The following is a 24,529-nucleotide window of genomic DNA, read 5'->3' as shown; positions in this document are numbered from 1 at the left end:
CGGACCGGGTCCGATGGCCGGGAAGGCCCTCTTGCGGTCCGTCCGGGTGCCATGTCAGGCCTCGACGGTGGCCCGGATGGCGCCCGAGAGTCCGAAGTGGCGGATGCCGTGCAGCAGATGGGCTCTGAGCCCCGTCACGAAGTACGTCCACCCCTGGGTCTGCCCGACGGCCCGCGCCGCGCCCGCCAGGTCCTCCCCCATGGGCTGCTCGGTGATCGTGAGCAGCGTGGCCGCTCCGTCGTCGGCCCGCTCCAGCTCGATGGTCACGACTCCGCCGGGCCAGCGCCAGGAGATCAGCCGGTCCGTCTCGACGGGCCCGATCTCGACGTCGAAGGTCGCGTCGACATGGCCGAAACGCCAGGTCACCGTGGTGTCGGGGATCATCGGGGCGGATGCGTCAGCCGTGAAGAAGCTGGACAGCCCCTCCGGGCTCACGATGGAGTTGAACACGTCCTTGACCGGCCGGTCGATCCGGTCCTCGACGATCAGTTTCACGACGGGGCCTCCGTTCAGGGATCCCCTGAGGGATCTCTTCGAACGTAGCCGCAGCCACTGACATCCGCCCCCGGACGAAGCGCACCCGCAGCGCTCGACCAGGCCGACTCGGACGGGACGACTCAAACGGGACGAGCTCAGACGGGACGGCTCAAACGGGACGGGCTCAGACGGGCGGCCACGGGATGGCCGGCCACTCCCCGCTCGGCTCCCGGTGCTTCCCGGTCGTGAGCATCGCGTCGACCCGTGAGCGTACGGCGTCCAGCTCGGCCCCCGTGATCAGCTCCGCGAGCCGCAGCGCGAGGGGCTTCCCGGCCCCCAGGGCGCCCGTGAGCGCCTTCAGGGCCTCGGTCGCCTCTCCGGTCAGGGGCTCCCCCGCCCAGCCCCACAGGAGCGTGCGCAGCTTGTCCTCGGTGTTGAAGGAGACGCCGTGGTCGATGCCGAACAGGCGCCCCTCTGCGTCGACCAGAAGGTGGCCGCCCTTGCGGTCGCCGTTGTTGATCACCGCGTCCAGCACGGCGAGGCGCCGCAGCCGTACGTCGTCGGCGTGCACGAGCAGCGCCGTGCGCCCCTCGCCGACCTCCGCGAACCCGACGGCCTTCCATCCGTCGCCCGGCTCCTCGCCCTCCACGAGAGCGAGCAGCTCGGCACCCTCGGTGGGCTCCTCGGGCTGGTCGATCCAGAGCTGGCACATGCCTTCGCCGTACGGCCCGTCGCGCAGCACGGTCGGCGGTACGAGGCTCCACCCGAGGGCCTCGGAGACCTCGTAGGCGGCGACCTCGCGCCGGGCGAGGTTGCCGTCGGGGAAGTCCCACAGGGGGCGCTCGCCGGCGACGGGCTTGTACACGCACGACGCCTCGCGGCCCGCGTGGGTGACGGTGCACAGGAGAACCGCGTTGGACGCCTCGCGGATGCGCCCCTGGACCGCCAGCTCGCCCCTGGTGAGGAGGTCCGTGTCCGAGACGGTCACGCTCCTCGCCGGTATCCGTTCTGACGCGGGCATACGTGTCCCTCCGGGTCGAGCGGCAGACTGCACAGGGGGCACGGCGGACGCCCCGCGTTCACGACGTCCAGGGCGCGCTTGGCGAACGCGCGCGCCTGTACGCCGGTGAGCCGGACCCGCAGCATCGGGGGGCCGTTCTCCTCGTCCTGGAGCAGCCGTTCCTCGGCCTCCGCGAGGTCCTCGTCGGAGTCCGCGTCGAGCTCGACGAGCGCCTGCGCCTCGACGATCATCCGCTCCTCCTCGCCGTCCCAGGCGAGGGCCATCGTGCCGACCCGGAACTCCTCGTCGACGGGCGCCTCGAGAGGCGCCGTGTCGTGGATCTCCGTGGGCACGACGGCGGGCACCGGCGCGTTCCCGCCGCTGCGGCGCACGACCTCGTCGAGGAGTTCGTCCATGCGCTCGGCGAGGGCGGCGACCTGGGTCTTCTCCAGGGCCACACTCGTCACACGGGCGCCGGCCGAGGCCTGGAGGAAGAAGGTGCGGCGCCCGGGGAGCCCGACCGTGCCGGCCACGAAGCGCTCCGGGGGGTCATAGAGGAACACCTGACGGGACACGTCCTGTCTCCATTGGAATCGACGGCTGGGACCGACTGCTTGATCGGGCGCGGCAACAACTGCAGCTACTGCGACGGCTTCACCCTACTGCGGCGGACGATCACGGGGCGCCCGCACCGCCCCCGACCGGGGCGTCCCCCTCGGCGGGCTTCTCGCGCGGGGCGAGCGACGCGAAGTCGCCGGTGTCGCCGAGGCGGACGAGATAGGGGCGGAGCCGGGTGTAACGGATCGCCGTGACCGAGCAGGGCTCCACGGAGATGCGCTGGAAGAGGTCCAGATGGAGCCCCAGGGCGTCCGCGACGAGCGACTTGATGATGTCGCCGTGGGAGCACATCAGATAGACGGCGTCCGGGCCGTGGTCCCGCTCCACGCGCGCGTTCCACTCGCGTACGGCCTCCGCGGCCCGGTGCTGCATGGCCCGCATGGATTCGCCGCCGGGGAACGCGGCGGCCGACGGGTGCTGCTGCACGACCTCCATGAGCGGGTCGTCGACGAGCTCGGCGAGTTTGCGGCCCGACCAGTCGCCGTAGTGGCACTCGCCGATGCGGTCGTCGGTGTGCGGGGTGAGGTCCGGGCGGGCGGCGAGCAGCGGGGCCAGGGTCTCCCGGCAGCGCTGGAGGGGGCTAGTGACGATCTCGGCGAGGGGCACCGCGGCCAGCCGCTCCGGCAGCGCGGCGGCCTGCGCGGCGCCGCGCTCGTCGAGGGACACACCGGGGGTCCACCCGGCGAGCAGGCCCGCGGTGTTGGCGGTGGAGCGTCCGTGCCGGACGAGGATCAGCGTGGGCATGCGGGCCAGCCTAGGCCCAGTGCGACGTGCGGCCCGGGCACCCCCTGGGAAGAATACGAAGCGTGATCGTCGACTGCGGCATCTATCGCGACGGGCGCAGGACGGAGGGGCCCGCGGACTTCTCCGACGCGCTCGCCGAGGCCAGGGCGCAGGGCCACTCCTTCGTCTGGATCGGCCTGTACGAGCCGACGGAGGACGAGTTCGAGCGGGTCAGCGCCGAGTTCGGGCTGCACCCGCTGGCCGTCGAGGACGCGCTCAAGGCGCATCAGCGCCCGAAGCTCGAGGTGTACGACGACTCGGTGTTCGTGGTGCTCAAGCCGGTCGTGTACGAGCCGGACAGCGACAGGGTCTCCTCCGGGGAGGTCATGCTCTTCATGGGCGACTCGTTCGTGGTGACCGTCCGGCACGGCGAGGGCTCGCCCTTGAAGGTCGTACGCAAGCGGCTGGAGGCCGATCCCGAGGTGCTGCGGCACGGGCCCACCGCGGTCCTGTACTCGATCGCCGACGCGACCGTCGACCACTACCTGGAGGTCGCGACCGAGCTCCAGACCGACATGGAGGAGCTGGAGGCCGAGGTGTTCTCGCCGGAGGGGGGCGGCTCGCGCAACACGGCGTCCAGGATCTACACGTTCAAGCGCCAGATCCTGGAGTTCCGCAGGGCCACGGGCCCGCTGTTGCTCCCGCTCGCCCGGCTCTCCGGGACCGGCCAGTTCATGGGATCCGTGCCCTTCGTGAACGACTCGGCGCGGCCGTTCTTCCGCGACGTCAGCGACCACCTCCTGCGCGTCAACGAGTCGGTGGACGCCCTCGACCGGCTCGTCTCGGACATCCTGGCGGCGCACCTGGCGCAGATGGGTGTGCGGCAGAACGACGACATGCGCAAGATCTCGGCGTACGCCGCCATGGCGGCGGTCCCGACCCTGATCGCGGGCATCTACGGCATGAACTTCGACCACATGCCGGAGCTGCACTGGCTGTGGTCGTATCCGATCGTGATCCTCGCGATGGTCTGCCTGGAACTTGTGCTGTTCCGCACGTTCAAGCGGCGCGGCTGGCTGTAGCGCGCACCTCCGGCCGGGCGCCTAGGCGAACTCGACCGCACTCGTCGCGGGCCCGCCCAGCGCGTCGCGCCGCTCCGGCATGTGCAGGGACACCATCCGCCGCCAGCCGACCATGCGTTCGTACGCGTACACGGCGTGGATGCCCGCCGCGAGCAGGGCCGCCTTGGGCTTCGGCCAGCGCAGGATGTGCCCCATGTGCTCCATGACGGCGAGGCTGACGTCGCGGTAGACGCGGATCTCCTCCAGGGCGCACTCGCGCAGGATGCGCTGGATGGCGCGGCCGTGGCCCGCGTACGCGAAGCGCAGCAGTTCCTCGTGGCAGTACGCGAGGTGGTTGTCCTCGTCGGCCGAGATCATCTTCACCGCGCGGCCGATGTCGGGGTCGTCCGCGAAGTGCTTGCGCAGCAGGTCCATCTGCTCGGAGGCCCGCTGCTCGGTGACCCGGCTGTGGGCGAGATATGTGACGATGTCGCGCACGGTGAGCGGTTCGTCGGCCTTGAGCTGCTGGTGGGCGAGGCCGATGCCGTGCTTCTCCAGGAGCATCGTGTAGTCGGTCTCCGGGGGTACGTCCACGGGTTGCAGGCCGCGCTTCTTCATCAGTGCGTTGAAGATCCGCCCGTGCTTGTCCTCGTCGGCGCCGTGCCGCGCCACCTTCGGCGCGAGGTGCCGCTCGCTGAGGGGAACGAGCGCGGCGATGCGGCCGTTCTCCCAGCCTCCCTGCGCCTCCCCGCTCGCCGCGATGGAGCAGAACAGCCGGAAAGACTCGTCGTCGTCGAGGATCTCCTGGAACAGACTCTTGGCCGACAGCATCTCTGGCACCTCCGTGCGCGCCGCGCGTTCCGTGCGGGGTTCCGCCGAAACCGAGTCAAATACGGCATGCCGGACCGAGCAACAGCTGTGTGCGGCCACTCGGCCGAAGGAAGGACCCCGCGAGAGGGTCCCCGGGCGTAACCAGGTGCCCGGTGGGACGTTGTTACCCGTGACGGCCGTGGCGGGGAAGACCCCCGAGCCCCCACCACGGCCGCAGAACTTTCCCTCTCCCCGCGTTACGCCAGTCCGGCCCGCTCCAGAGCCTCCGTGCCGGCCCGCAGGGCCGCGATCCGCTCGTCGAGCGTGAAGCCGGCGGGGGCCAGCGTCAGGGTCGTCACCCCGGCAGCCGCGTAGGCCTGCATCCGCTCGGCGATCCGGTCCACGGAACCGAGCAGCGTCGTCGAGTCGATCAGTTGATGCGGCACCGCGGCCCCCGCGCCCTCCTTGTCACCGCCCAGGTACTTGTCCTGGATCTCGGCGGCTTCCTTCTCGTAGCCCATGCGCCGGGCGAGCTGGTTGTAGAAGTTCTGCTTCCGGCTGCCCATGCCGCCGACGTACAGGGCGGTGTACGGGCGGAACATGTCGGCGAGCGCGGGCACGTCCTTGTCGGCGCCGAGCGCGAGGGGCAGCGTCGGGACGACGTCGAAGCCCTCCAGGGTCTTGCCGGCCTTCTCGCGCCCCGCCCGCAGGTGCGTCAGGGCGGTCTCCTCCAGGTGCTCGGCGGCCGGGAAGATCAGCAGGGCGCCGTCGGCGATCTCGCCGGTCTGCTCCAGGTTCTTCGGGCCGATCGCCGCGATGTAGAGCGGGATGTGCTCGCGTTGCGGGTGCACGGTCATCTTGAGCGGCTTGCCCGGGCCGCCCGGCAGCGGCAGCGTCCAGTGCTCGCCCTCGTACGACAGCCGCTCGCGGCTCATCGCGCGGCGCACGATGTCGACGTATTCGCGGGTGCGGGCCAGGGGCTTGTCGAACTTCACGCCGTACCAGCCCTCGGAGACCTGCGGGCCGGAGACGCCGAGGCCGAGGCGGAAGCGGCCGCCGGACAGGGAGTCGAGGGTCGCGGCCGTCATGGCGGTCATCGCGGGCTGGCGGGCGGGGATCTGCATGATGGCGGAGCCGATGTCGATGCGCTCGGTCTGTGCGGCGACGTAGGAGAGCACCGTGGGCGCGTCGGAGCCGTAGGCCTCCGCGGCCCAGCAGACGGCGTAGCCGAGTTTGTCGGCCTCCCGCGCGACGGCCAGGTTGTCCGCGTCCATTCCGGCGCCCCAGTAACCGAGGTTGATGCCGAGCTCCATGGCCGATCCCCTTACTGATCAGTAACGTCCTTTGTCCGGGCACCCTAGCGCGCCGGTTCGGGGGTCGGCAGGGGCCGGTTGTCCACAGGCCCCCACCAACCGACTTCCGGCCAGTAATCTCAGCGCCCATGGAGCAGAGGCATCTCGGCCGCACCGGCCTGCGCGTGTCCCGGATCGGGCTCGGCACCCTGACATGGGGCCGCGACACCGACGAGCACGACGCCGCGGACCTGTTGAAGACCTTCTGGGAAGCGGGCGGCACACTCGTCGACACGGCCGATGTCTACGGGGGCGGGGAGGCCGAGTACCTCCTCGGGCAGCTCGTCGAGGGCCTCGTGCCACGACGGGATCTGGTCATCGCGACGAAGGCCGGCAGCGTGCCCGACCCGGACCACCGCTTCGACGGCTCGCGCGCCCATCTCCTCTCCGCCCTCGACGCGTCCCTCGCCCGCCTCGGCACGGACTACGTCGACCTGTGGCAGGTCCACGCCTTCGACCCGGCCACCCCGCTCGACGAGACGCTCCAGGCCCTCGACATCGCGGTGAGCAGCGGCCGCGCCCGGTACGCGGGCGTCTCCAACTTCTGCGGCTGGCAGCTGGCCAAGGCAGCCACGTGGCAGCTGGCCGCACCGGGGATACGCACCCGGCTCGCCAGTACGCAGATGGAGTACTCACTGCTCCAGCGCGGGGTCGAACGGGAGGTCCTGCCCGCGGCGCTCGACCTCGGCATCGGCCTGCTCCCGTCGTCGCCGCTCGGCCGCGGGGTCCTCACCGGCAAGTACCGCAACGCCACGCCCGCCGACTCGCGGGGCGCGTCCGACCACATGGCACCCTTCGTCGCGCCCTACCTCGACGACGCGGCGACCCGCATCGTCGACGCGGTCACCACGGCGGCGGACGGCCTCGCGGTGACACCGCTCCAGGTCGCCCTCGCCTGGATCCGCGACCGGCCCGGGGTGGCCGCCCCGATCATCGGCGCGCGCAACGCGCAGCAGCTCACGGCGGCATTGTCAGTGGAGGCCCTTAGTCTTCCTGACGAGATCTGCCAGGCGCTCGACGACGTGTCGGCGCCCGTGCACCGCTATCCCGATCAGGACTGGAGCACGCTGTGAGTACGGAGCCCGCTGCCGCGGAGGGCCACCCGGGCCCGGCCGACACCGACGCGCCCCGCGCCGGCCAAGGCGCGGAGGCCACCGGCCCCGAGGAAACCGGCCCCGAGGAAGGGGCCGGCGCCCCTGATACGGCTGAGACGGACGACGGCGCCGATGCAGAACCCGATGCCGGCGCCCCCGCCGCGGAGCCCGCCGCCGAGGGCGAAGGCGTGTCCGAGGCCGCTGCCGAGATCGCCGCGCAGCGGGAGTTGCAGGAGCGGATCGCCCAGCGGAAGGCCGCCAAGGAAGGCCCCATCGCGGCCGGGGGGAAGCTGAGCGGCACGGCCGCCGATCTCCTCGCCGCGGTGCGGGCCGTCGAGAGCGGTGAGCGGCCCGCCGCCGTGTTCAGCGAGCCGGCGGCGGCTCCCCGCAAGGTCGTCGCGGAGCCCGTCCGCCGTGCGCCGGCCGCCGCGCCCGCGGGGCCTGCCGAACCGGCCGCGGAAGCCGTCGACGCCGTGCGGGCCCTCCTGGCCGAGGGCGGCGCCCCAGTCTCGCTCGCCGCCCCCGCCGCCGCGACGCTCGGCGAGGGCGCGGACAGCGCGCTCCGGGACGACCCCTGGCAGCTGCTGCGGATCCCGGGCGTGCGCCCCGAGCAGGCGGACGGCTTCGCCCGCGCGCTGCTCGGCTCCGAGTGCGCCCCCGACGACGAGCGCAGGGGCCGTGCCGTGACCGTATGGCTGCTGGAACAGGCCGCGGTCGCGGGGCACACCGCCCTGGACGCTCCGCTGCTCGCGGAGGCGCTGGGCAAGCGCGCCGTGCCCGACCCGGACGAGGCGCTGCAGAGCGCCATCGCGGAGGGCGACGCGCTCGTCTTCCAGGACGCGCTCGAAGAGCCGCCCGGCGGGCCCGCGCGCGCCCCGGAGAGCAGCCGAGGGACCTCAGCGCAGGACGGCTCGCAAGACGCCTCACAGGACGGTTCGCAGGACGGTGACGAAGCCGAGCGGCCGGTCCGGGTGCTCGTCGGCCTCGAGCGGTACGCGCTGGCCGAGGAGAGCCTCGCCGACGGGCTCGCCCGACTGGTCAACTCCCTTTCCAAGGAGGACAGTTCGCAGGCCCTCGCGGACTGGGAGCCGGCCGCCGCGGCGGCCGCCGGTTCCACCGCCGAGCTGATCAGGGCGGCCGCCGGACACGGCCTCGTCCTGCACACGGGCGCCGAGGCGGCGCGCGCCGAGCCCGCGGCACTCGTCCAGGCCGCGGCCCGCCTCGGACTGCGCGTGTGCGCGGCGGCGCACAGCGTCGACGGGCGGCGCCGCCTCGCCGAGCACTTCGGCCCCGGCGCCCCGGAGGGCACCGCGGTCACCGTGTCCGGCCTGCTGTCCGGCACCGAGGGCCCGGGCCGGGACCGGGACGGCGCGCTCGCGGTGGACCTGCTGGTGGTCCTGGACGCGCCGCAGCTCGACGTGGAGACGGCCGCGATGCTCGCCGAGTCGCTCCCGGACGGCGCGCGGCTCGTCCTCAGCGGCGACCCGTCCGTCCTGTGGTCCGCGGGCCCCGGCCGGGTCTTCGCGGATCTCCTCGCGGCCCGCGTGTGCCCCCAGATCGCCTCCCGCACCCCGGACCCCGGCCCGGTCGGCGAGCTGGTCTCCGGCATCGGCGTGGGCGAGCTGAACGAGGTCGCGGCGCCCGGCAAGGAAGTGGTGATCGTGCCGGTGCGCGACGCCGCCGAGGCGATCCACCGGGCCGTACAGCTGGTCGCGGACTCGGTGCCGCGGGCGATCGGCGTGCCCTCCGAGCAGACCCAGGTCATCACCCCCGGCCACGGGGGTGCCGCCGGGACACGCGCGCTGAACGCGGCCCTCAAGGAGCGCCTCAACCCCGGCCCCGGCCGCTTCGGCGGCTTCGACCCGGGCGACCGGATCGCGTACGTACCGGCCCCTGGCCGCACGGCGCCCGGCCGGGTGGTGCGGGCCGACGCGGACGGCCTGCACCTGGACTGCGCCGGGACCCCGGTCGTCGTACCGCAGGACGCGGTGGAGCGGACCGTGCGGCACGGGTGGGCGCTGACCGCGCACCAGGCGGTGGGGCTGCGGTGGCCCGCGGCGGTGGTCGTGCTGCCGGGCGACGCCACGCAGGCGCTGAGCCGCCCGTGGGTGTACACGGCGTTCGGCCGCGGTGAGCGGCACCTCTCGGTGGTGCACGGCGCGGACGCGGCCCTGCCGCGCGCCGTGGCCGAGGTCCCGGCCAAGCCGCGTACGACGCGTCTGCAGACCTTGCTGCGCGCGCAGGTCCCGCCGACGCAGTAAGCACACGACGGCAGGCGGGAGGGCGGGCCGGACCGGAGTCCGCCCGCCCTCACCCGCTCACGCCGTCACCGGCCGTGTCAGGTCGGTTCCAGCTCGTCCTGCGCGGTGCCCGCGGCAGGGTCGGGCCCGTCGTCCGCGAGGTCGCCGTCCAGCTCGTCGTCGAAGACGGAGCTGACGTCGAAGCGGCACACGACCCGCTGCGGATCGGCCTGGTCGAACGGCGCGTCCAGCCACTCCCCCGGCTCCGACGGTTCGTCCGAGGCCGTCACCCACAGCGTGGAGTCGCCTTCCTCCAGGCCGAACTCCTTGTGCCGGGAGGCGATTTCGTCGGGTTCGAACTCCCCGAAGAGGACACCGAGCGCGGCGTGCACGCTGTTCCCGATGGCCCCGACGGCCGCCGCGGCGCCGTCGCCGAGGTCCGAGTCGGCCTCCACGTCGGCGACCCGCTGGGCCTGTGCGAGCAGTCGCTGCGGCTCCACCACGGCGTAGTCGCGGCGGATGAGCACGCTCAGGGCGTTCGGTTCCTCGGGGCCGGTGTACGGGGGCAGCGAGTCCTCCGTACCGGGGATCTCGAAGGGGGTGACCTCGTCGTAGCGGTCGTAGAGGAGCTCGTCGTACTCCTCGGCCGCCGCGGCCAGTTCGTTGAACGCTTCGTAGACGGCCGGATCGTCCTCACCCGACCTGCGCTCGACAGCCGCCAGGTGGCGGTCGAGCGCAGCCTTGACCGCCTCGGCGGCGGCGCGTACCTCGGCAGCGGTGGGCTGCGCAGCATCAGACATAGAGCAGACGCTATCCGTACACGGCCCGTGCCCGCACAATAGATGCGATGCCGGAATACGAATTTGTCGACGTGTACGTCCCTCGCGGGGTCTCCCGCAAGGACGCCACACGCCTGCTGACCGACCATGCCGAGTACGGACACTGGGAGTTGGACCGCCTGAGCCTGCTGCGCGACGGCAGCCGCAGAGTGCGGTTGCGCCGACGGATCATCCGCCAGCTGCGCGCCACGTGGTGAGTGAACGGAGCGGGCCCCGTCGCTACTGGGCCCGCTCCGTTCCGCACCTTCTCAGTCACGCCGCGTCACACGGCGGTCACACGCCTGCCCGCGCCCGCCGGTAGAGGAGCGCACCCCCGAGCAGGGCGCCCGCACTGGCCGGCAGGACGGTACCCAGCGGCATCGAGCTGCCGGTCTCGGCGAGCTGCTCCGACCCCTTGGGCTGGGTGACCGTCTGCGTCCCCGGCTGGTTCGGGGTGACGGGGTGGCTCGGCTTCGACGGCGTGCCGGGGTGGTGGGGCGTGACCGGCACGTGCCTCGTCGGCGGCTTGGTCGGCGGCGTCGTCGGGGTCGTCGGCGTGTGGCCTCCCGACGAGTTCTCGCAGTCGTCGCCGCCCGCGGGGTTGAGCAGCCCGATGACCGAGACGCTGTTGCCGCAGGCGTTGACCGGCACGTGGACCGGGACCTGCACATGGTTGCCGGAGCCGACACCGGGCGAACCGCTCGTGCCCCCCTCGGCCGTGGCGCCGCCACCATGGTGGTGGCCTCCACCGGAATGGCTGCCCCCTCGCGGCTTCGACGTGTTGGCGCAGTCGTTGCCCGACGTGGGATTGAGCAACCCGACGACGTTCACTGTGTTGCCGCACGCGTTGACCGGGATGTCCACGGGAAGCTGGATCGTGTTGCCGGAGAGGACGCCGGGCGATCCCGACGAGCCCCCCTCGGCACCGGAGTCTGCGTGTGCGTAGCCACCGGACACGGCGAGAACGCCGGTCGCGGCCGCCACGGTGATCAGGCCTTTGCGCGTGACCTGTCGCATAGCTTTAACCTGCCTTATGCCTTGCGGAATGCGCACGGGCATCCATACGCGTGCGCGGAATGGCCAATCGGCCCCGGAGCGCATGGCGCGCACTCCGGGGCCGACGGACTCAGGCCCTCAAGGGGCGATGCACAACGGCGTCACTTGTTGACGCAGGCGTTGCCGAAGGTGGGGTTCAGCAGCCCGATCACGGACACCGTGTTGCCACAGGCGTTCACCGGGACGTGGACCGGAACCTCGATGACGTTGCCCGAGATCACACCGGGAGAGTTCACGGCAGCAGCCTGGGCACCGGCGTCGGCAGCGGCGATGCCCGCACCAGCGAGCACGAGACCACCCGTGGCAGCCGCAGCAGCGACGACCTTCTTGATCATTATTCCTCCTTGTTGGCAATGCAGCCCCAGCCGCGGACTGCACTCCCTGTAACGAGGAGGGACTGATGAGGCTACGAGCCTATGTTTCCTTTCACTCTTTCCAGTCCGTGCGTACGCGCAGTCGAATACCCGGCGCGGTCGCCGGGTCAGGACGCGTCGATGAACCGGTCGAGCACGCGCACACCGAACTTGAGCCCGTCGACCGGAACCCGCTCGTCGACACCGTGGAACATGCCCGCGAAGTCCAGCTCCGGCGGCAGCTTCAGGGGGGCGAAGCCGAACCCGCGGATGCCGAGGTCGTCGAAGGACTTGGCGTCGGTGCCGGCGGAGAGCATGTACGGCACCGCGCGGGCGATCGGGTCCTCGGCCTGGAGCGCCGTCTGCATGGCGTCCACGAGCGCGCCGTCGAAGGTGGTCTCCAGGGCCTTGTCCGCGTGCACGTCCTCGCGCTTCACGTTCGGGCCGAGGATGCGGTCCAGGTCGGCGAGGAACTCCTCCTCGTAGCCCGGCAGATAGCGGCCGTCGACGTGCGCGGTGGCCTGCCCGGGGATCACGTTCACCTTGTAGCCCGCGCCGAGCTGCGTCGGGTTGGCGGTGTTCTGCAGCGAGGCGCCGATCAGCTTGGCGATGCCGCCGAGCTTGGCGAGCGTCTCGTCCATGTTCTCCGGGTCGAGCTCGGTGCCGAGCGCGTCGCCGAGCTCGTCGAGGAAGTGCCGCAGCGTCTTGGTGACCCGCACCGGGAACTTGTGCCGCCCCAGGCGCCCGACGGCCTCGGACAGCTCGGTGATCGCGTTGTCCCTGTGGATCATCGAACCGTGGCCGGCGGTGCCGTCCACGGTCAGCTTCATCCAGTGCATGCCCTTCTGGGCCGTCTCCACGAGGTAGAGCCGCAGCTTCTCGTTGACCGTGAAGGAGAACCCGCCGACCTCGCTGATCGCCTCCGTGCACCCCTCGAAGAGGTCCGGGTGCTTGTCGACGAGGTGGCGCGCGCCGTACGTGCCGCCCGCCTCCTCGTCGGCCAGGAAGGCCAGGACGATGTCGCGCGGAGGCTTGCGGCCGCTGCGCAGCCGGTCGCGGACGACCGCGAGGGTCATCGCGTCCATGTCCTTCATGTCGACGGCGCCGCGGCCCCACACGCACCCGTCGGCGATCTCGCCGGAGAACGGGTGGTGGGTCCAGTCCGCCGCGTTGGCCGGTACGACGTCGGTGTGGCCGTGGATCAGGAGCGCGGGCCGCGAGGGGTCCTCGCCCTGGATGCGGGCGACCGTGGAGGCCCGGCCCGGGTGCGACTCGAAGATCTTGGGCTCGAGGCCCACCTCGGCGAGCTTCTCCGCCACGTATTCGGCGGCCTTGCGCTCGCCGGGGCCCGAGTGGTCGCCGTAGTTGCTGGTGTCGATCTGGATCAGCTCACGACAGAGGTCGACGACCTCGTCCTCGCCCGAGACCGTCCTGCCCGTGCTCGACTCGCTCACGCCTGTTCCTCCCACTGTCGTTGCTGGTGGTCCCCCTCATCCTCTCTCCCCGGGGGCCGCGGCCCAAGGGCGGGCGGGGGTCGTCATCCGCCGTTCACAGCGAACGGGCGGCGGGATCGGGCACCCCTTCGGGCCTGGTAATGTTCTCTCTGTCGCCGCGGGGAACACCCCGCGAAGACAGACACCTTGTCCGGGTGGCGGAATGGCAGACGCGCTAGCTTGAGGTGCTAGTGCCCTTTATCGGGCGTGGGGGTTCAAGTCCCCCCTCGGACACCAGCAGGAACCCCAGTCAATCTGGGGTTTTTTGCATTTCCCGCCTCTCTGTCGGCCCTCTCCCCGTCAGACGCTCGAAGAGCAGCGGTCGGGCGGCGCGCAGAGCCGTGGTGATCGCTCCGAACAGGACCGCGTCCGCTCCCGTCCTGCTGGGCTCGACGCGGGGGCGCAGCGGGGTGAGGCGGTACAGGGTCTCGCCGACCGTGGTGAGCAGCAGGTCCGCGCCCCGGCCGACGCCGCCGCCGAGGACCACCAGGTCGGGGTCGAGGACGGCGGTCACGGAGGCGACGGCGAGGGCGAGGCGCTCGCCCTCCTGACGCACGGCGGCGAGAGCGGCGCGGTCGCCGATGCGGGCGGCGTCGAAAACACGCTTGGCGGTGAGCGGCCCGGTCATGCCCAGGGCGCGGGCGGCCCGCACGACGGCGTCGGCGGAGACCGCGTCCTCGAGCATCCCGCGCCGGGGGACCGCGCCCGACGCCGGTACGCCGTCCAGCGGCAGGTAGCCGATCTCGCCCGCGGCGCCGTGCGCGCCGAGGAAGAGTTCGCCGTCGGCGACGACGCCCATGCCGAGGCCGGTGCCGATCAGGACGTACACGAACAGATGGCTGTCCGCGCCCGCGCCGAAGGTGTACTCGCCGAGCGCGGCGAGGTTGGCGTCGTTGTGGACGGAGAGCGGGGTGCCGAGCCTGTCGCGCATGCGCTCGATGAGGCCGGGGCGCCCCCAGCCGGGCAGGTTGACGGCGTAGCGGACCCGGCCGGTGTGGCGGTCGAAGACTCCGGGGGTGGCGACGGCGGTGTGCTCGATGTCGGCCTGGCTCAACCCCGCGTCCGCGAGGGCCTGTTCGGCGCAGGCGACGGCGGCGTCGGCGACCGCTCCCGCGCTGCGGCCCCGGTTGCGTAACTCCGTGCGGGAGACGATCTCGCCCCTCAGGTCGGCCACCGCCGTGCGCAGCCGGGCGCGGCCGATGTCGATGCCGAGGACGTGTCCGGCACGCGGGTCGGGTTCGTAGAGGACGGCGACGCGTCCCCTGCTCTGGGCGTGGATGCCGGCCTCGCGGACCAGGCCCGCGCGTTCCAGGGCGGCGAGGGCGGAGGAGACGGTGGGTTTGGACAGGCCGCTGTCGCGGGCGAGTTGGGCGCGGGAGGCGGGGCCTTCGAGGCGCAGGCGTTCGAGGAGCAGCCACTCGTTGTTGCTGCGCAGGCGCAGGCGGTTCCAGGGGGGTGTGGTCACCGGGCGCCCTCGGGCGGGGCCGTGACGTGGCAGGCCGCCGTGTGGCCCTCGGCGACGGGGCGCAGGCGCGGGGTGACGTGGTGGCACTGGTCGACGGCGAGCGGGCAGCGGGTGCGGAAGCGGCAGCTGGGGGTGGGGTCGATCACGACGGGCGGGTCGGTCTTGGCGGCGGCCGCGTCGACGTCGAGCGGGGCGCGCGGATCGGGCACGGCGGACAGGAGCAGCTCGGTGTAGGGGTGGCGGGGGTGGGCCAGGACGTCCTCGGTGGGGCCGGTCTCGACGACGTGACCGCCGTACATGACGGCGATCCGGTCGGAGAGGTAGCGGGCGCCGGCGATGTCGTGGGTGATGTAGAGGATGGACACGCCCTCGGTCTCGCGCAGGTCGGCCATGACGTTGAGCAGGCCGATGCGGATGGAGACGTCGAGCATGGAGACGGGTTCGTCGGCGAGGATCAGCTTGGGGCGGTGGGCGAGTGCCTGGGCGAAGCCGATGCGCTGGCGCTGGCCGCCGGAGAGTTCGTACGGGAAGCGGGACAGGACCTCGGCGGCGGGGGTGAGGCCGACCGCCTCGACGACCCGCTCGGCCTCCGCCTGGCGCTCGGTGCCGCTCAGTTCGGGGCGGTGCAGCTTGAGGCCGCGCAGGATGCCGTGGGAGACGCGGTAGGCCGGGTTGAGGGAGGCGAAGGGGTCCTGGAAGACCATGGGGACGTCGCCGCGGTAGGCGAGTTTGGCCCGGCGGCCGCGCTGGGTGGTCAACGGCTGCCCCTGGTAGCGGATCTCACCGCGGGTGGGCTTGTGGACCTGGGCGACGAGACGGGCGAGCGTGGACTTGCCGCTGCCGCTCTCGCCGACGAGGGCGACGATCTCCCGCTCGCCGATGGCGAGGTCGACGTCGTCCACGGCGTGCAGGACGCCGCGGGTGAGCCCGGTGCCGACCTTGAAGTGGCGGGTGAGGCCGATCGTTTCGAGGAGAGGGCTCATGAGGCGGCCTCCGTGAGGTGCAGCAGGCAGCGGGAGCGGACCTCGCCCACGTCGTACAGGGCGGGCTCGCTGACGTGGCACCGCTCGTGGACGAGGGGGCAGCGCGGGGTGAAGCGGCAGCCGGCCGGGGGTGCGGCGAGGTCGGGCGGGCTGCCCGGGATGCCGTGCAGCGGGACGCGGGGGCCGCGGATCGAGGGAAACGCTTCGAGCAGGCCCCGGCTGTAGGGGTGGGAGGGGTGGTCGAAGACGGTGCGGGTGGGGCCCTGTTCGACGACCTGGCCCGCGTACATGACGAGGAGCTGGTCGGAGAAGTGGCTCACGAGGGACATGTCGTGGGTGACGAACACGACGGCGAAGCCCAGGAGTTGCTGGAGTTCCTTGATCTGGACCATGAGGGAGCGCTGGGCGACGACATCGAGCGCGGAGGTCGGCTCGTCCATGATGACCAGGTCCGGGGTGAGCAGCAGCGCCATGGCGATCATGGCGCGTTGACGCATGCCGCCGGAGAGCTGGTGCGGGTAGCTGTGCAGATGGACCGGGTCGATGCCGACGAGGTCGAGTACCTCGCTGGAGCGGGCGCGGATCTCCTCGTTCGGGTACGTCCCGTGGGCGGCCATGGCGTCCTTGTACTGGGCGGCGAGGGTGGCCACCGGGTTCAGGGCGTTCATGGCGGACTGCAGGACGACGGAGTAGTCGCGCCAGCGCAGGGCGTTGAGTTCGCGTTCGCCGAGGGTGACGAGGTTCTCGCCGCGGAAGCGGACGGCGCCGCCGGCGATGCGGGCGGGCGGGTTGAGCAGCTGCGCGACGGCGAACATCAGGGTGGACTTGCCGCAGCCGGATTCCCCGACGACGGCGGTGAACTGCCCCTTCTCCACGGTGAGTTCGACATGGTCGACGGCTGTGACCGGGCCGCGTGCGGTGTCGTGGACGACGGTCAGGTCGGTGACGCTCAGCAGGGGTTCAGGCACCTTTGCGCCTCCTTCGTACGGGACGCAGGGCCGGGTTGCCGATCTCGTCGAAGGCGTAGTTGACGAGGGCGAACGCGACGCCGAGCAGGGCGACGCACAGGCCGGGGGCGATGGACCACAGCGGGGTGCCGGTCTGCAGGGCCTGCTGGTTCTGGGCCCAGTAGAGCATGGTGCCCCAGCTCTGCGAGTTCGGGTCGCCGAGGCCGAGGAACTGCAGGCCGGCCGCGCTCAGCACCGAATAGAGCGCGGCGCCGAGGAAGTTGGCGACGATGAGGGACGTCATCGTCGGCAGGACTTCGCAGACGATGATGTACGAGCGCCGCTCACCGCGCACGCGGGCCGATTCCAGGAAGTCCCGGTTGCGCAACGACAGGGCCTGGGCGCGCAGTTGGTTGGCGCCGTAGGACCAGCCCGTGAAGACGAGGACCGCGAGGATCACGGTGAGCGAGCCCTTGCCGGCGTACTTGGCCAGGATGATCACCAGGGGGAACGCCGGGATGACGAGGACGACATTCGTCAACAGGGACAGCAGGTCGTCGGCGAGGCCGCCGAGGTACGCGGCGGAGACGCCGATGATCACGGACAGGACGGTGGCGAGGGCGCCGGCGACGACGGCGATGACGAGCGACTCCCGGGTGCCGTACACGAGCTGCGAGTAGATGTCCTGGCCGAGCGCCGTGGTGCCGAGGAGATGGGCGGTCGACGGGGCGAGGCGGGGGGCGAAGTTCGCCTCGTCGGGGTGGTCGACGGAGGTGAACAGGCCCGGGAACGCGGCGACGACGGTGAACACGAGCAGGATCACCGCGCCCGCCATGGCTTTCCGGTTGCCCGAAACGGCCCGCCAGAGGCCGCCGCCCGCCCGGGTGCGGGCAGGGGCCTTCTCCGGGGGCGGTGCGGTGACGGCGGTGGTGGTCATCGGGCGCTCACCCCTTCGCCCTGGCGCGCGGATCCAGCCACACGGTCGCGATGTCCACCGCGAGCAGCGCCACCAGGACCGCGACCGTGAACAGCATGAACAGGGCCTGCATCAGCGGGTAGTCGACGTTCTGGACGGCGTTGTAGAGGAGGTAGCCGATGCCGGGGTAGTTGAAGACGTACTCGATGAGGATCGCGCCCGAGATGACGAAGCCGAGGGACATGGCGAAGCCGGCGAGGTTGGGCAGGATCGCGTTGCGGGCCGCGTAGCCGTACATGATGCGGCGGGAGCCGAGGCCCTTGGCGCGGGCCATGCGGACGTAGTCCTCGGCCAGCGTGGTGATCATGTTGTTGCGCATCGTGAGGATCCAGCCGCCGATCGTCGTGATGAGCAGCGTCGCCGCGGGCAGGACCGCGTGGGACAGGACGCTGCCCACGAAGCCCGGGGAGAAGCCGGGCACGATCGTGGTGTCGTAGTTGAAGTTGGCGGGCAGCCAACCGCCGGTGCCCTGAGAGAAGACCAGGATCAGCAGCAGGCCCACCCAGAAGTACGGCAGCGCCGAGGTGATCACGAAGATCGGCGGGAGGATCGCGTCGAGGGCGCCGCCGCGCCGCCAGCCCGAGACCGTGCCGATGAGCGTGCCCAGCACGAACGCGAGGACCGTGGTGATGCCGACGAGGCCCAGGGTCCAGGGCAGGGCGCCGCCGATCAGCTTGGTGACCGGCTCGCCCAGCGTCTGGCCGATGGAACGGCCCCAGTTCCCGGTGAACATGTGGCCCAGATAGTCGACGTACTGGACCGCCACGTTCTGGTCGGGCTTGAAGCCGAACGACGTCAGCATCTGCTCGAGCGCGTCGCGGGAGACCCGGCCACGGGTGCGTACGACGAGCGCGTCGACCGGGTCGCCCGGCATGAAGCGCGGGATGAAGAAGTTCAGGGTGAGGGCCGCCCAGAGCGTGAGGAGAAAGAACCCCAGGCGGCGCAGTATGAAGCGCACCGGCCACCGCCTACTGGGCCGACTTGGAGTACAGGTGGGTGAGCACCTGGCCCGTGTCGGGGAAGTTGTAGGCCGCGGGCTGGGCGTAGGGGTTGTCCTCGGTGGGCCAGCCGCCGATGTCCTTGGTGTTGTACTGGAACCAGTCGACCGACTCGACGACCGGGATCAGCGGCACGTCGTCGATCATGTACTGGGCGACCTGCTTGACGATCTCGACCTGCTGGGTCTCGTCCGCCGACGCGTAGTCGTTGAGGAGCTGGTCGACCTTCGGGTTCCTGTAGCGCTCCCAGTTGCTGGCGGCGTTCTTGCCGAGCGGCGCGGTGTTCGCGGAGTGCAGCATCTGGCGCAGCTCGTAGTACGGGGTGGGGCCGCTGGTCTGCTGGCTGTAGTAGGCCAGGTCGTAGTCGCCGGTGTAGAGCTTGCCCACCATGGTCTGCTGCGCGAGGTCCTGGACGGTGAGGTCGATGCCGACGGCCTTCAGGTTCTGCTTGATGACGTTGAGGGAGGCGTCCCAGTCGGTGTAGCCGGTGATCGTGATGATCTTCAGCTTGAGCGGCTTGGACGGGGAGTAGCCGAGCCCGGCCATCAGCTTCTTGGCGCGGGCCGGGTCCGGCTTGTCGAAGCCCGCCTTCTCGACGGCCGCCTTGTCGTAGTACTTGTCGAAGGTCGGGGTGACGATTCCCGACTGGTTGGCGGCCGGCTCCTGCCCGCCCACACCGATCTTGGAGACCTTGTCGCGGTCGATGGCGTACGAGATCGCCTGCCGGACCTTGAGGTTGCTGGTCATCTTGTGGGACGGGTCGAGGTTCGGGTGGATGCTGACGTTCTGGACGGGTGGCGACCAGGTGTGGTTGTCGGGCGACTTGTCCAGGTAGAACTGCTTGATGCCGGGGATGAACTGACTGCCCCACTGCGCCTTGCCGTTGGCGAGGTCGAGGTTGGCGGGGCCGTTGTCCAGGTAGGCCGGGTACTCGACCTTCTGGATGTACGGCCTGCCCGGCTGCCAGTAGTCGGGGTTGGCCGTGTACTGGATGTTGTTGGGCGAGCAGGGGTTGACCTCGAAGGGCCCGGTGCCGACGGGCTTCTTGTCCACCCAGGTGTCGGGGTGGGCGGCGGCCGCACCCGTACCGAAGACGTGCTCGGGCACGATGGCGACCTGGTGGGCGAACGCGTAGAAGTAGGGCTGCGCCGCCTTCTCGAACTTCAGGGTGACCTTGTCGCCCGAGGCGGTCGCCGACCGGAGTCCGGCCGTGGTCCACAGGGCGTACAGGTCGGTGGACTTGACGCGCTTCATGAGGTTGAAGGTGAAGGCGACGTCCTTGGCGGTGAAGGGCTTGCCGTCGTTCCACTTCACGCCGGAGCGGATCGTGAAGTCGATCTGCGTCTTGTCGGCGTTCCACCGGTAGCTCTTGGCGAGCATCGGCGTCTCGGTCTGGTCCTTGAGGGTGTTGACGTGGATCAGGGGTTCGTAGACGAAGCCGATGGAGGTGTTGTAGACGGCCGGGTTGAACGGGTTGAAGTTGCAGGTCCAGGTCTGCCCCGCCGTGTTGGCGATGGTGACCGTGCCGCCCTTCTTCTTCGGGCCGCTGCTCTCGGTGGCGTTGTTGCCGTCGGAGCCGCCTTTGTGCTTGGTCTCCGAACAGGCCGTCGCCGTCACGGCGAGCGCGCCGATGACCGCTGCGGCGAGGATGCGCGTGGGCCTCATGTCGTGCCAGTCCCTTCGTGGGCCGGGTGCGTCAGGTTCCGGTGCGCGCGGCCTCGACGGCCAGCGCGAGTGCCCCGAGCAGGGGCGCGTCGTACGGGTGCGCCGCGGGTACGAGGTCGGGCGGGTAGGGCACGGCCGCGTCCAGGGCGGTGCGCAGCGGTGCGTGCAGCGCGTCCCAGGAACGGACCATGCCGCCGCCGACGGCGATCCGCTGGGGGTCGACGGCGATGGCGAGGTTGACGAGATGGAAGGCCAGCTCGTCGATGAACTCCTTGATGTGGTCCGCCAGTTCGGTCGAGCCTGTCGTGTGCGCGGCCCGGCTCAGCGCCTTGCCGCTGACGACGTCCTCCAGCGGGATCCGCTCCCCGGAGCCCCGTCCGACGTCGGCGACGGTGCGCAGGTTGTAGCCGATCTCGCCGGACGCGCCGTGCCGTCCGGTCAGGACCCTGCCGCCGGCCACGACGGCGACGGCGAGGCCGGTGCCGAGGTTGACGTACAGGCCGGGGTCGCAGCCCTTCAGCGCCCCCGCGTCGCACTCGTGGCGGGCCGCGGCCTTCACGTCGGTGGCCAGGCGGATCTCCGACTCCGGGAATTCCAGGGTGAGTTCATGACCGAGGGCGAGGTCTTCCCAGCCGGGGATGTTGGGGGCGAGGGCGACGCCCTCGGCGCCGGGGATGCCGGCGGTGGACACCCCGACGGCGACGGGTTCGCGGCCGTCGAGAAGCGTCCGGGCGGCACCCACGGCCCTATGGAGACCCGCTCGCGCGCCGCGCTCCGCCGCGGTCTCGACGGTGAGGTCGCACAACCGGGTGCCGTGCCGGTCCGCGACGGTCAGGGCCGTCTTGGTGCCGCCGAAATCGAGGGCGAGGACGACTGGCGTGGAGGGAGGCACGTTCACATGGAGCTCCTCACACGGGTGGGAGGCGCCAGTAAAGTTACGTAACTAAACGAGGTTGACCGGGACTGTACGCGCGATGTGTCTCCTGCGTAAGTCCTCGCGGCCACTCGGGAGTTGAGGATCCGCCAGGGCCCTCGGGACATTCGGCGACAACAAGGCCCCCGGGAGTCCCGGGGGCCTTGTCCGGTGCGCGCGTGCTCAGCCGGTGAACCCGGCGGTGATCTTCGTGAACTGCCAGTTGTCCTGGCTGATGCCGGAGCAGTTCTCCGCCACTCCCCCGCCCGCGCACGGCCGGTCACGATTGACCGACCAGAAGGCGAGGCGTGCGATGTGGTGGCTGTCGGCCCAGTCCTTGACCTGGGTCCAGATCGCCGGCGTCGTGGTCTCCTGCTGGTCGCTGAGGCCGTTCATGCCGGAGATCCCGATGTGCGCGTACGCCGTCGTGTCGTCCCAGCCGAAGACCGACTTGAGCTTGGTCTTGAGGCCCTCGGCGGCGTTCACCGTGTTGCCGTACATGTCGGAACCGCCGCCGAAGTCGAACGGCATGATCGTGAAGACGTCGATGTCCGCGTTCAGGGCCTTGGACTGCTCGATGAGGCGGTTGCCGTAGTACGTCGGCCCGGTCGTCGAGGTGCCGAAGGTGAGGATCGTGCGCAGGCCCGGATTGTTGGCCTTGACGATCTTCAGGGCGCCCAGGATGCGGTCCTGGACGGCTTCGTTCTCGAACTCGTCGGAATTCTCGATGTCGACGTCGACGGCCTTGAGCCCGTAGGCGTCGATGACCTTCTGGTAGGCGCCCGCGAGGGCTTCGGGGGTCGAGCAGTTGGGGCCGAGCTTGTTGCCGCTCCAGCCGCCGATGGACGGGACGATGTCGCCGCCCGCGGAGCGGATGGCGTTGATCGCGGTCTGGTCCTGGCCGCCGGTGAGGGCGCGCTGGCCGTCCCAGGCGGGGTTGCAGCCGCCGGAGGAGAGGACGAACGCCATCGTGAACCACTTGACACCGGTCGCGTTCATGACCGTGGCCGGGCTGGGCGGGTCGCCCCAGCCGGTGTAGAAGTACGGGGCCGCCTGCTTGAAGCCGGTGCCGCCGCCGGAGCCCTGATCGGTGGTCACCGAGACCGAGTTGGAGGCGGCGGAGGAGTTGCCGGCCGCGTCGTGCGCCTTGACCGTGAAGGCGTACGCGGTGCTCGGGGAGAGGCCGCTGACGGTGGCACTGGTGCCGGAGACCGTCAGGAGCTTGTTGCTGCCGCCGCTGTAGATGTCGTAGCCGGTGACGCCGACGTTGTCGGTCGCCCCGGTCCAGGACAGGGAGACGCTCGTCGAGGTCTTGCCGGTGGACTTCAGGGCCGTCGGGGCGGTGGGCGCCTGGGTGTCGCCGCCTCCGCCGCCGGGCCCGTCGAGGCTGATGTCGTCGGCGTAGTAGGTGCCTTGCGCGTACCAGCCCTGGGTGTAGACGGTGGCGCTGGTCTGGGAGGCGCCGGTCGTGAACTGCACCGTGAGCTGACTGTAGGCCGTCGGGGACTGGGTCCAGGTCGACGCCCCGCCGTCCACGCCGAGGTAGACGTAGTTGCCACGCACCCAGCCCGAGAGGGTGTACGCGGTGTTCGGCTGGACGGAGACGGTCTGGCTGCACTTCGCGTTGTCGCTGGAACTCGCCGCCCCCGACAGGGCTTTGGTGCCGCCGTGGACCGGGCCGGACACGACCGAGCCGAGCCCGCCGGAGCAGGTCCACGGACTCGTGCTGCCGCTTTCGAAGCCCGCGTTGGACAGCACGTTCGCCGCCTGTGCGGTGGTGGGGAGGGCGACCGCGCCGGCCACGGCGAGTGCGGCGGATCCGACGAGGGCGAGAAGGCGGGGCCTTGCGGAGCGTCTCTTGCGTCTGGAGAACACATGAACTCCCGGTGGGGGCAAGGGGATTGGACCGCACACAACGCCAGCGGCGCGCTGAGCGCGACCACCAAGTTGGTATGGACCAATCCCCTTGTCAAGACCCCGCGTTCACTCGGCTCACTCGTGTCCGGGCGCCCGCACGTTCCACTCCGCGATCACCGGTCGCCCGTGCTCCGTCGAAAGGCGGCTCACCGTTGCGGTCGCCAGCCGGAACAGCCGGCCGTCCGCCGGGGCGAGGCCCAGACGGCGGGCCGTCAGCACACGCAGGACGTGGGCGTGGGCCACGAGGACCACATCGCCCTGCGTGAGCGCGGGCGCCACACGGGCCAGGACGCGGTCGGCCCGCTCGCCGACGGCCTCCGGGGACTCGCCGGGCCCGCCCTCAGGACCCTGCGGGACGCCCTGGGTCCACAGGTCCCAGTCGGGGCGGGTGCGGTGGATCTCGCGTGTGGTGACGCCTTCGTAGGCGCCGTAGTGCCACTCGTGAAGATCCGCCTCGGCCCTGGCCCCGCTCAGGCCCGCGAGGTCGGCGGTGCGGACCGCGCGGCCGAGCGGACTCGTGAGGACAAGTGCGTAGGGACGTCCGGCGAGGAGCGGGGCGAGGGACTTGGCCTGTTCCTCGCCGTGCTGGGTGAGGGGCTTGTCCGTCCAGCTGGTGTGCTGTCCGGACAGGCTCCACTCCGTCTCGCCGTGGCGTACCAGCAGGAGGTCGCCCATGGCAGTCGTCTCCCCCTGGTTACTTCTTCTCGACGGCGTGGCCGCCGAACTGGTTGCGCAGGGCGGCGATCATCTTCATCTGCGGCGAGTCGTCCTGGCGCGAGGCGAAGCGCGCGAAGAGGGACGCGGTGATCGCGGGCAGCGGAACCGCGTTGTCGATGGCCGCCTCGACCGTCCAGCGGCCCTCTCCGGAGTCGGCGGCGAAGCCGCGCAGCTTCTCCAGGTGCTCGTCGTCGTCCAGCGCGTTGACCGCCAGGTCGAGCAGCCAGGAACGGATGACCGTGCCCTCCTGCCAGGAGCGGAAGACCTCACGCACGTCGGTGACGGAGTCGACCTTCTCCAGGAGCTCCCAGCCCTCGGCGTAGGCCTGCATCATGGCGTACTCGATGCCGTTGTGGACCATCTTGGAGAAGTGCCCGGCGCCGACCTTGCCGGCGTGGACGTAGCCGAAGTCGCCTTCGGGCTTGAGGGCGTCGAAGACGGGCTGGACGCGGGCGATGTGCTCCTTGTCGCCGCCGACCATGAGGGCGTAGCCGTTCTCCAGGCCCCACACGCCGCCGGAGACACCGGCGTCGACGAAGCCGATGCCCTTGAGGGCGAGTTCGGCGGCGTGCTTCTCGTCGTCCGTCCAGCGGGAGTTGCCGCCGTCCACGACGATGTCGCCGGGCGAGAGCAGCTCCTTCAGCTCGTCGATCGTCGACTGGGTGGCGGCGCCCGCGGGGACCATCACCCAGACCACGCGCGGGCCTTCGAGCTTCTCGACGAGCTCGGCGAGGGATTCGACGTCGGAGACCTCGGGGTTGCGGTCGTAGCCGATGACGGTGTGGCCGGCGCGGCGGATGCGCTCGCGCATGTTGCCGCCCATCTTGCCGAGGCCGATGAGTCCGAGCTGTAT

General features: G+C 71.2%; 24 protein-coding genes and 1 tRNA gene. 5 read left to right on the top strand and 20 right to left on the bottom strand.

Annotated elements, in window-relative coordinates; all coding sequences use genetic code 11:
* Nucleotides 1-54: 54 nt before the first annotated feature.
* The 4 genes from ACFC96_RS28395 to ACFC96_RS28380 form a co-directional block, all read right to left on the bottom strand.
* Nucleotides 55-495 carry an SRPBCC domain-containing protein gene (locus ACFC96_RS28395; RefSeq protein WP_376614782.1) on the bottom strand — a complete coding sequence of 147 codons (441 nt, stop codon included), beginning with the start codon at nucleotides 493-495 and terminating at the stop codon, nucleotides 55-57.
* A gap of 166 nt (nucleotides 496-661) precedes the next feature.
* Nucleotides 662-1,498, bottom strand: a complete 837-nt coding sequence (locus ACFC96_RS28390) for an SCO1664 family protein (protein WP_376614780.1) — start codon at nucleotides 1,496-1,498, stop codon at nucleotides 662-664.
* Nucleotides 1,462-2,052, bottom strand: coding sequence for a DUF3090 domain-containing protein (locus tag ACFC96_RS28385; RefSeq protein WP_266566185.1), 591 nt, complete (start codon nucleotides 2,050-2,052; stop codon nucleotides 1,462-1,464). Before ACFC96_RS28385 ends, ACFC96_RS28390 begins: the two co-directional genes overlap by 37 nt.
* A 100-nt stretch (nucleotides 2,053-2,152) precedes the next feature.
* Nucleotides 2,153-2,839 (bottom strand): histidine phosphatase family protein, encoded by a 687-nt coding sequence (locus ACFC96_RS28380; protein WP_376257134.1) that lies wholly within the window; start codon nucleotides 2,837-2,839, stop codon nucleotides 2,153-2,155.
* Nucleotides 2,840-2,901: 62 nt separating this feature from the next.
* Between ACFC96_RS28380 and corA the strand changes: the two genes are divergently transcribed.
* Nucleotides 2,902-3,900, top strand: coding sequence for a magnesium/cobalt transporter CorA (gene corA / locus ACFC96_RS28375; RefSeq protein WP_376257132.1), 999 nt, complete (start codon nucleotides 2,902-2,904; stop codon nucleotides 3,898-3,900).
* 21 nt (nucleotides 3,901-3,921) lie between these two features.
* On the opposite strand, the gene ACFC96_RS28370 is transcribed toward corA, so the two are convergent.
* Nucleotides 3,922-4,710: a ferritin-like domain-containing protein gene (locus ACFC96_RS28370; RefSeq protein WP_376614778.1), complete on the bottom strand. Its 789-nt coding sequence runs from the start codon at nucleotides 4,708-4,710 to the stop codon at nucleotides 3,922-3,924.
* Between the two features lie 236 nt (nucleotides 4,711-4,946).
* Nucleotides 4,947-6,002, bottom strand: coding sequence for an LLM class F420-dependent oxidoreductase (locus tag ACFC96_RS28365; protein ID WP_376257128.1), 1,056 nt, complete (start codon nucleotides 6,000-6,002; stop codon nucleotides 4,947-4,949).
* Nucleotides 6,003-6,130: 128 nt separating this feature from the next.
* Between ACFC96_RS28365 and ACFC96_RS28360 the strand changes: the two genes are divergently transcribed.
* Together ACFC96_RS28360 and ACFC96_RS28355 are read left to right on the top strand one after the other, a co-directional pair.
* A complete protein-coding gene (locus ACFC96_RS28360; protein ID WP_376614776.1) occupies nucleotides 6,131-7,114 on the top strand; it encodes an aldo/keto reductase in 984 nt (327 codons plus the stop codon).
* A complete protein-coding gene (locus ACFC96_RS28355; protein ID WP_376614774.1) occupies nucleotides 7,111-9,396 on the top strand; it encodes a helix-hairpin-helix domain-containing protein in 2,286 nt (761 codons plus the stop codon). Before ACFC96_RS28360 ends, ACFC96_RS28355 begins: the two co-directional genes overlap by 4 nt.
* A gap of 77 nt (nucleotides 9,397-9,473) precedes the next feature.
* On the opposite strand, the gene ACFC96_RS28350 is transcribed toward ACFC96_RS28355, so the two are convergent.
* Nucleotides 9,474-10,175, bottom strand: a complete 702-nt coding sequence (locus tag ACFC96_RS28350) for a hypothetical protein (protein ID WP_376257124.1) — start codon at nucleotides 10,173-10,175, stop codon at nucleotides 9,474-9,476.
* A gap of 47 nt (nucleotides 10,176-10,222) precedes the next feature.
* Here ACFC96_RS28350 and ACFC96_RS28345 point away from each other — a divergent pair, with 47 nt between their 5' ends.
* Nucleotides 10,223-10,411 (top strand): DUF5703 family protein, encoded by a 189-nt coding sequence (locus tag ACFC96_RS28345; protein ID WP_067429589.1) that lies wholly within the window; start codon nucleotides 10,223-10,225, stop codon nucleotides 10,409-10,411.
* Nucleotides 10,412-10,487: 76 nt separating this feature from the next.
* Here ACFC96_RS28345 and ACFC96_RS28340 read toward each other — a convergent pair whose 3' ends face one another.
* The 3 genes from ACFC96_RS28340 to ACFC96_RS28330 all read right to left on the bottom strand — a co-directional run bounded on the left by ACFC96_RS28340 (nucleotide 10,488) and on the right by ACFC96_RS28330 (nucleotide 13,056).
* A complete protein-coding gene (locus ACFC96_RS28340) occupies nucleotides 10,488-11,210 on the bottom strand; it encodes a chaplin (protein WP_376614772.1) in 723 nt (240 codons plus the stop codon).
* Between the two features lie 140 nt (nucleotides 11,211-11,350).
* Nucleotides 11,351-11,584, bottom strand: a complete 234-nt coding sequence (locus tag ACFC96_RS28335) for a chaplin (RefSeq protein WP_376257122.1) — start codon at nucleotides 11,582-11,584, stop codon at nucleotides 11,351-11,353.
* 146 nt (nucleotides 11,585-11,730) lie between these two features.
* Entirely contained in the window at nucleotides 11,731-13,056 is a 1,326-nt protein-coding gene (locus ACFC96_RS28330; RefSeq protein WP_376257120.1) for a M20/M25/M40 family metallo-hydrolase, read from the bottom strand.
* Between the two features lie 188 nt (nucleotides 13,057-13,244).
* On the opposite strand from ACFC96_RS28330, the gene ACFC96_RS28325 reads away from it, so the two are divergent.
* Nucleotides 13,245-13,332 (top strand) — tRNA-Leu (locus tag ACFC96_RS28325).
* Between the two features lie 13 nt (nucleotides 13,333-13,345).
* Here the strand turns inward: ACFC96_RS28325 and ACFC96_RS28320 are convergent.
* The 10 genes from ACFC96_RS28320 to gnd form a co-directional block, all read right to left on the bottom strand.
* Nucleotides 13,346-14,560, bottom strand: coding sequence for an ROK family protein (locus ACFC96_RS28320; protein WP_376614770.1), 1,215 nt, complete (start codon nucleotides 14,558-14,560; stop codon nucleotides 13,346-13,348).
* Nucleotides 14,557-15,543, bottom strand: a complete 987-nt coding sequence (locus ACFC96_RS28315) for an ABC transporter ATP-binding protein (RefSeq protein ID WP_376614768.1) — start codon at nucleotides 15,541-15,543, stop codon at nucleotides 14,557-14,559. Before ACFC96_RS28315 ends, ACFC96_RS28320 begins: the two co-directional genes overlap by 4 nt.
* Nucleotides 15,540-16,511, bottom strand: a complete 972-nt coding sequence (locus ACFC96_RS28310) for an ABC transporter ATP-binding protein (RefSeq protein ID WP_340459946.1) — start codon at nucleotides 16,509-16,511, stop codon at nucleotides 15,540-15,542. Before ACFC96_RS28310 ends, ACFC96_RS28315 begins: the two co-directional genes overlap by 4 nt.
* Nucleotides 16,504-17,427 carry an ABC transporter permease gene (locus tag ACFC96_RS28305; RefSeq protein ID WP_340459945.1) on the bottom strand — a complete coding sequence of 308 codons (924 nt, stop codon included), beginning with the start codon at nucleotides 17,425-17,427 and terminating at the stop codon, nucleotides 16,504-16,506. Before ACFC96_RS28305 ends, ACFC96_RS28310 begins: the two co-directional genes overlap by 8 nt.
* A gap of 7 nt (nucleotides 17,428-17,434) precedes the next feature.
* Entirely contained in the window at nucleotides 17,435-18,424 is a 990-nt protein-coding gene (locus tag ACFC96_RS28300; protein WP_116503022.1) for an ABC transporter permease, read from the bottom strand.
* A 10-nt stretch (nucleotides 18,425-18,434) separates the two neighbouring features.
* Nucleotides 18,435-20,129 carry an ABC transporter substrate-binding protein gene (locus ACFC96_RS28295; protein WP_376614766.1) on the bottom strand — a complete coding sequence of 565 codons (1,695 nt, stop codon included), beginning with the start codon at nucleotides 20,127-20,129 and terminating at the stop codon, nucleotides 18,435-18,437.
* A gap of 31 nt (nucleotides 20,130-20,160) precedes the next feature.
* Nucleotides 20,161-21,027, bottom strand: a complete 867-nt coding sequence (locus ACFC96_RS28290) for an ROK family protein (protein ID WP_376614765.1) — start codon at nucleotides 21,025-21,027, stop codon at nucleotides 20,161-20,163.
* 198 nt (nucleotides 21,028-21,225) lie between these two features.
* Nucleotides 21,226-22,917: a carbohydrate binding domain-containing protein gene (locus ACFC96_RS28285; RefSeq protein ID WP_376614763.1), complete on the bottom strand. Its 1,692-nt coding sequence runs from the start codon at nucleotides 22,915-22,917 to the stop codon at nucleotides 21,226-21,228.
* Between the two features lie 117 nt (nucleotides 22,918-23,034).
* Entirely contained in the window at nucleotides 23,035-23,634 is a 600-nt protein-coding gene (locus ACFC96_RS28280; protein WP_376614761.1) for a histidine phosphatase family protein, read from the bottom strand.
* Between the two features lie 19 nt (nucleotides 23,635-23,653).
* Entirely contained in the window at nucleotides 23,654-24,529 is an 876-nt protein-coding gene (gene gnd / locus ACFC96_RS28275) for a phosphogluconate dehydrogenase (NAD(+)-dependent, decarboxylating) (protein WP_376257603.1), read from the bottom strand.

The sequence above is a fragment of the Streptomyces sp. NPDC055955 genome, assembly GCF_042270245.1.
GTDB lineage: Bacteria > Actinomycetota > Actinomycetes > Streptomycetales > Streptomycetaceae > Streptomyces.
This window is presented reverse-complemented; position numbering and strand designations above follow the sequence as displayed.

Excerpts from the sequence above, each read along its gene's own strand:
- ACFC96_RS28390 (WP_376614780.1), bottom strand. The coding sequence starts at position 1,498 with ATGCCCGCGTCAGAACGGATACCGGCGAGGAGCGTGACCGTCTCGGAC.
- ACFC96_RS28380 (WP_376257134.1), bottom strand. The coding sequence starts at position 2,839 with ATGCCCACGCTGATCCTCGTCCGGCACGGACGCTCCACCGCCAACACC.
- ACFC96_RS28370 (WP_376614778.1), bottom strand. The coding sequence starts at position 4,710 with ATGCTGTCGGCCAAGAGTCTGTTCCAGGAGATCCTCGACGACGACGAG.
- ACFC96_RS28365 (WP_376257128.1), bottom strand. The coding sequence starts at position 6,002 with ATGGAGCTCGGCATCAACCTCGGTTACTGGGGCGCCGGAATGGACGCG.
- ACFC96_RS28360 (WP_376614776.1), top strand. The coding sequence starts at position 6,131 with ATGGAGCAGAGGCATCTCGGCCGCACCGGCCTGCGCGTGTCCCGGATC.
- ACFC96_RS28350 (WP_376257124.1), bottom strand. The coding sequence starts at position 10,175 with ATGTCTGATGCTGCGCAGCCCACCGCTGCCGAGGTACGCGCCGCCGCC.
- ACFC96_RS28345 (WP_067429589.1), top strand. The coding sequence starts at position 10,223 with ATGCCGGAATACGAATTTGTCGACGTGTACGTCCCTCGCGGGGTCTCC.
- ACFC96_RS28340 (WP_376614772.1), bottom strand. The coding sequence starts at position 11,210 with ATGCGACAGGTCACGCGCAAAGGCCTGATCACCGTGGCGGCCGCGACC.
- ACFC96_RS28335 (WP_376257122.1), bottom strand. The coding sequence starts at position 11,584 with ATGATCAAGAAGGTCGTCGCTGCTGCGGCTGCCACGGGTGGTCTCGTG.
- ACFC96_RS28315 (WP_376614768.1), bottom strand. The coding sequence starts at position 15,543 with ATGAGCCCTCTCCTCGAAACGATCGGCCTCACCCGCCACTTCAAGGTC.
- ACFC96_RS28305 (WP_340459945.1), bottom strand. The coding sequence starts at position 17,427 with ATGACCACCACCGCCGTCACCGCACCGCCCCCGGAGAAGGCCCCTGCC.
- ACFC96_RS28295 (WP_376614766.1), bottom strand. The coding sequence starts at position 20,129 with ATGAGGCCCACGCGCATCCTCGCCGCAGCGGTCATCGGCGCGCTCGCC.
- ACFC96_RS28280 (WP_376614761.1), bottom strand. The coding sequence starts at position 23,634 with ATGGGCGACCTCCTGCTGGTACGCCACGGCGAGACGGAGTGGAGCCTG.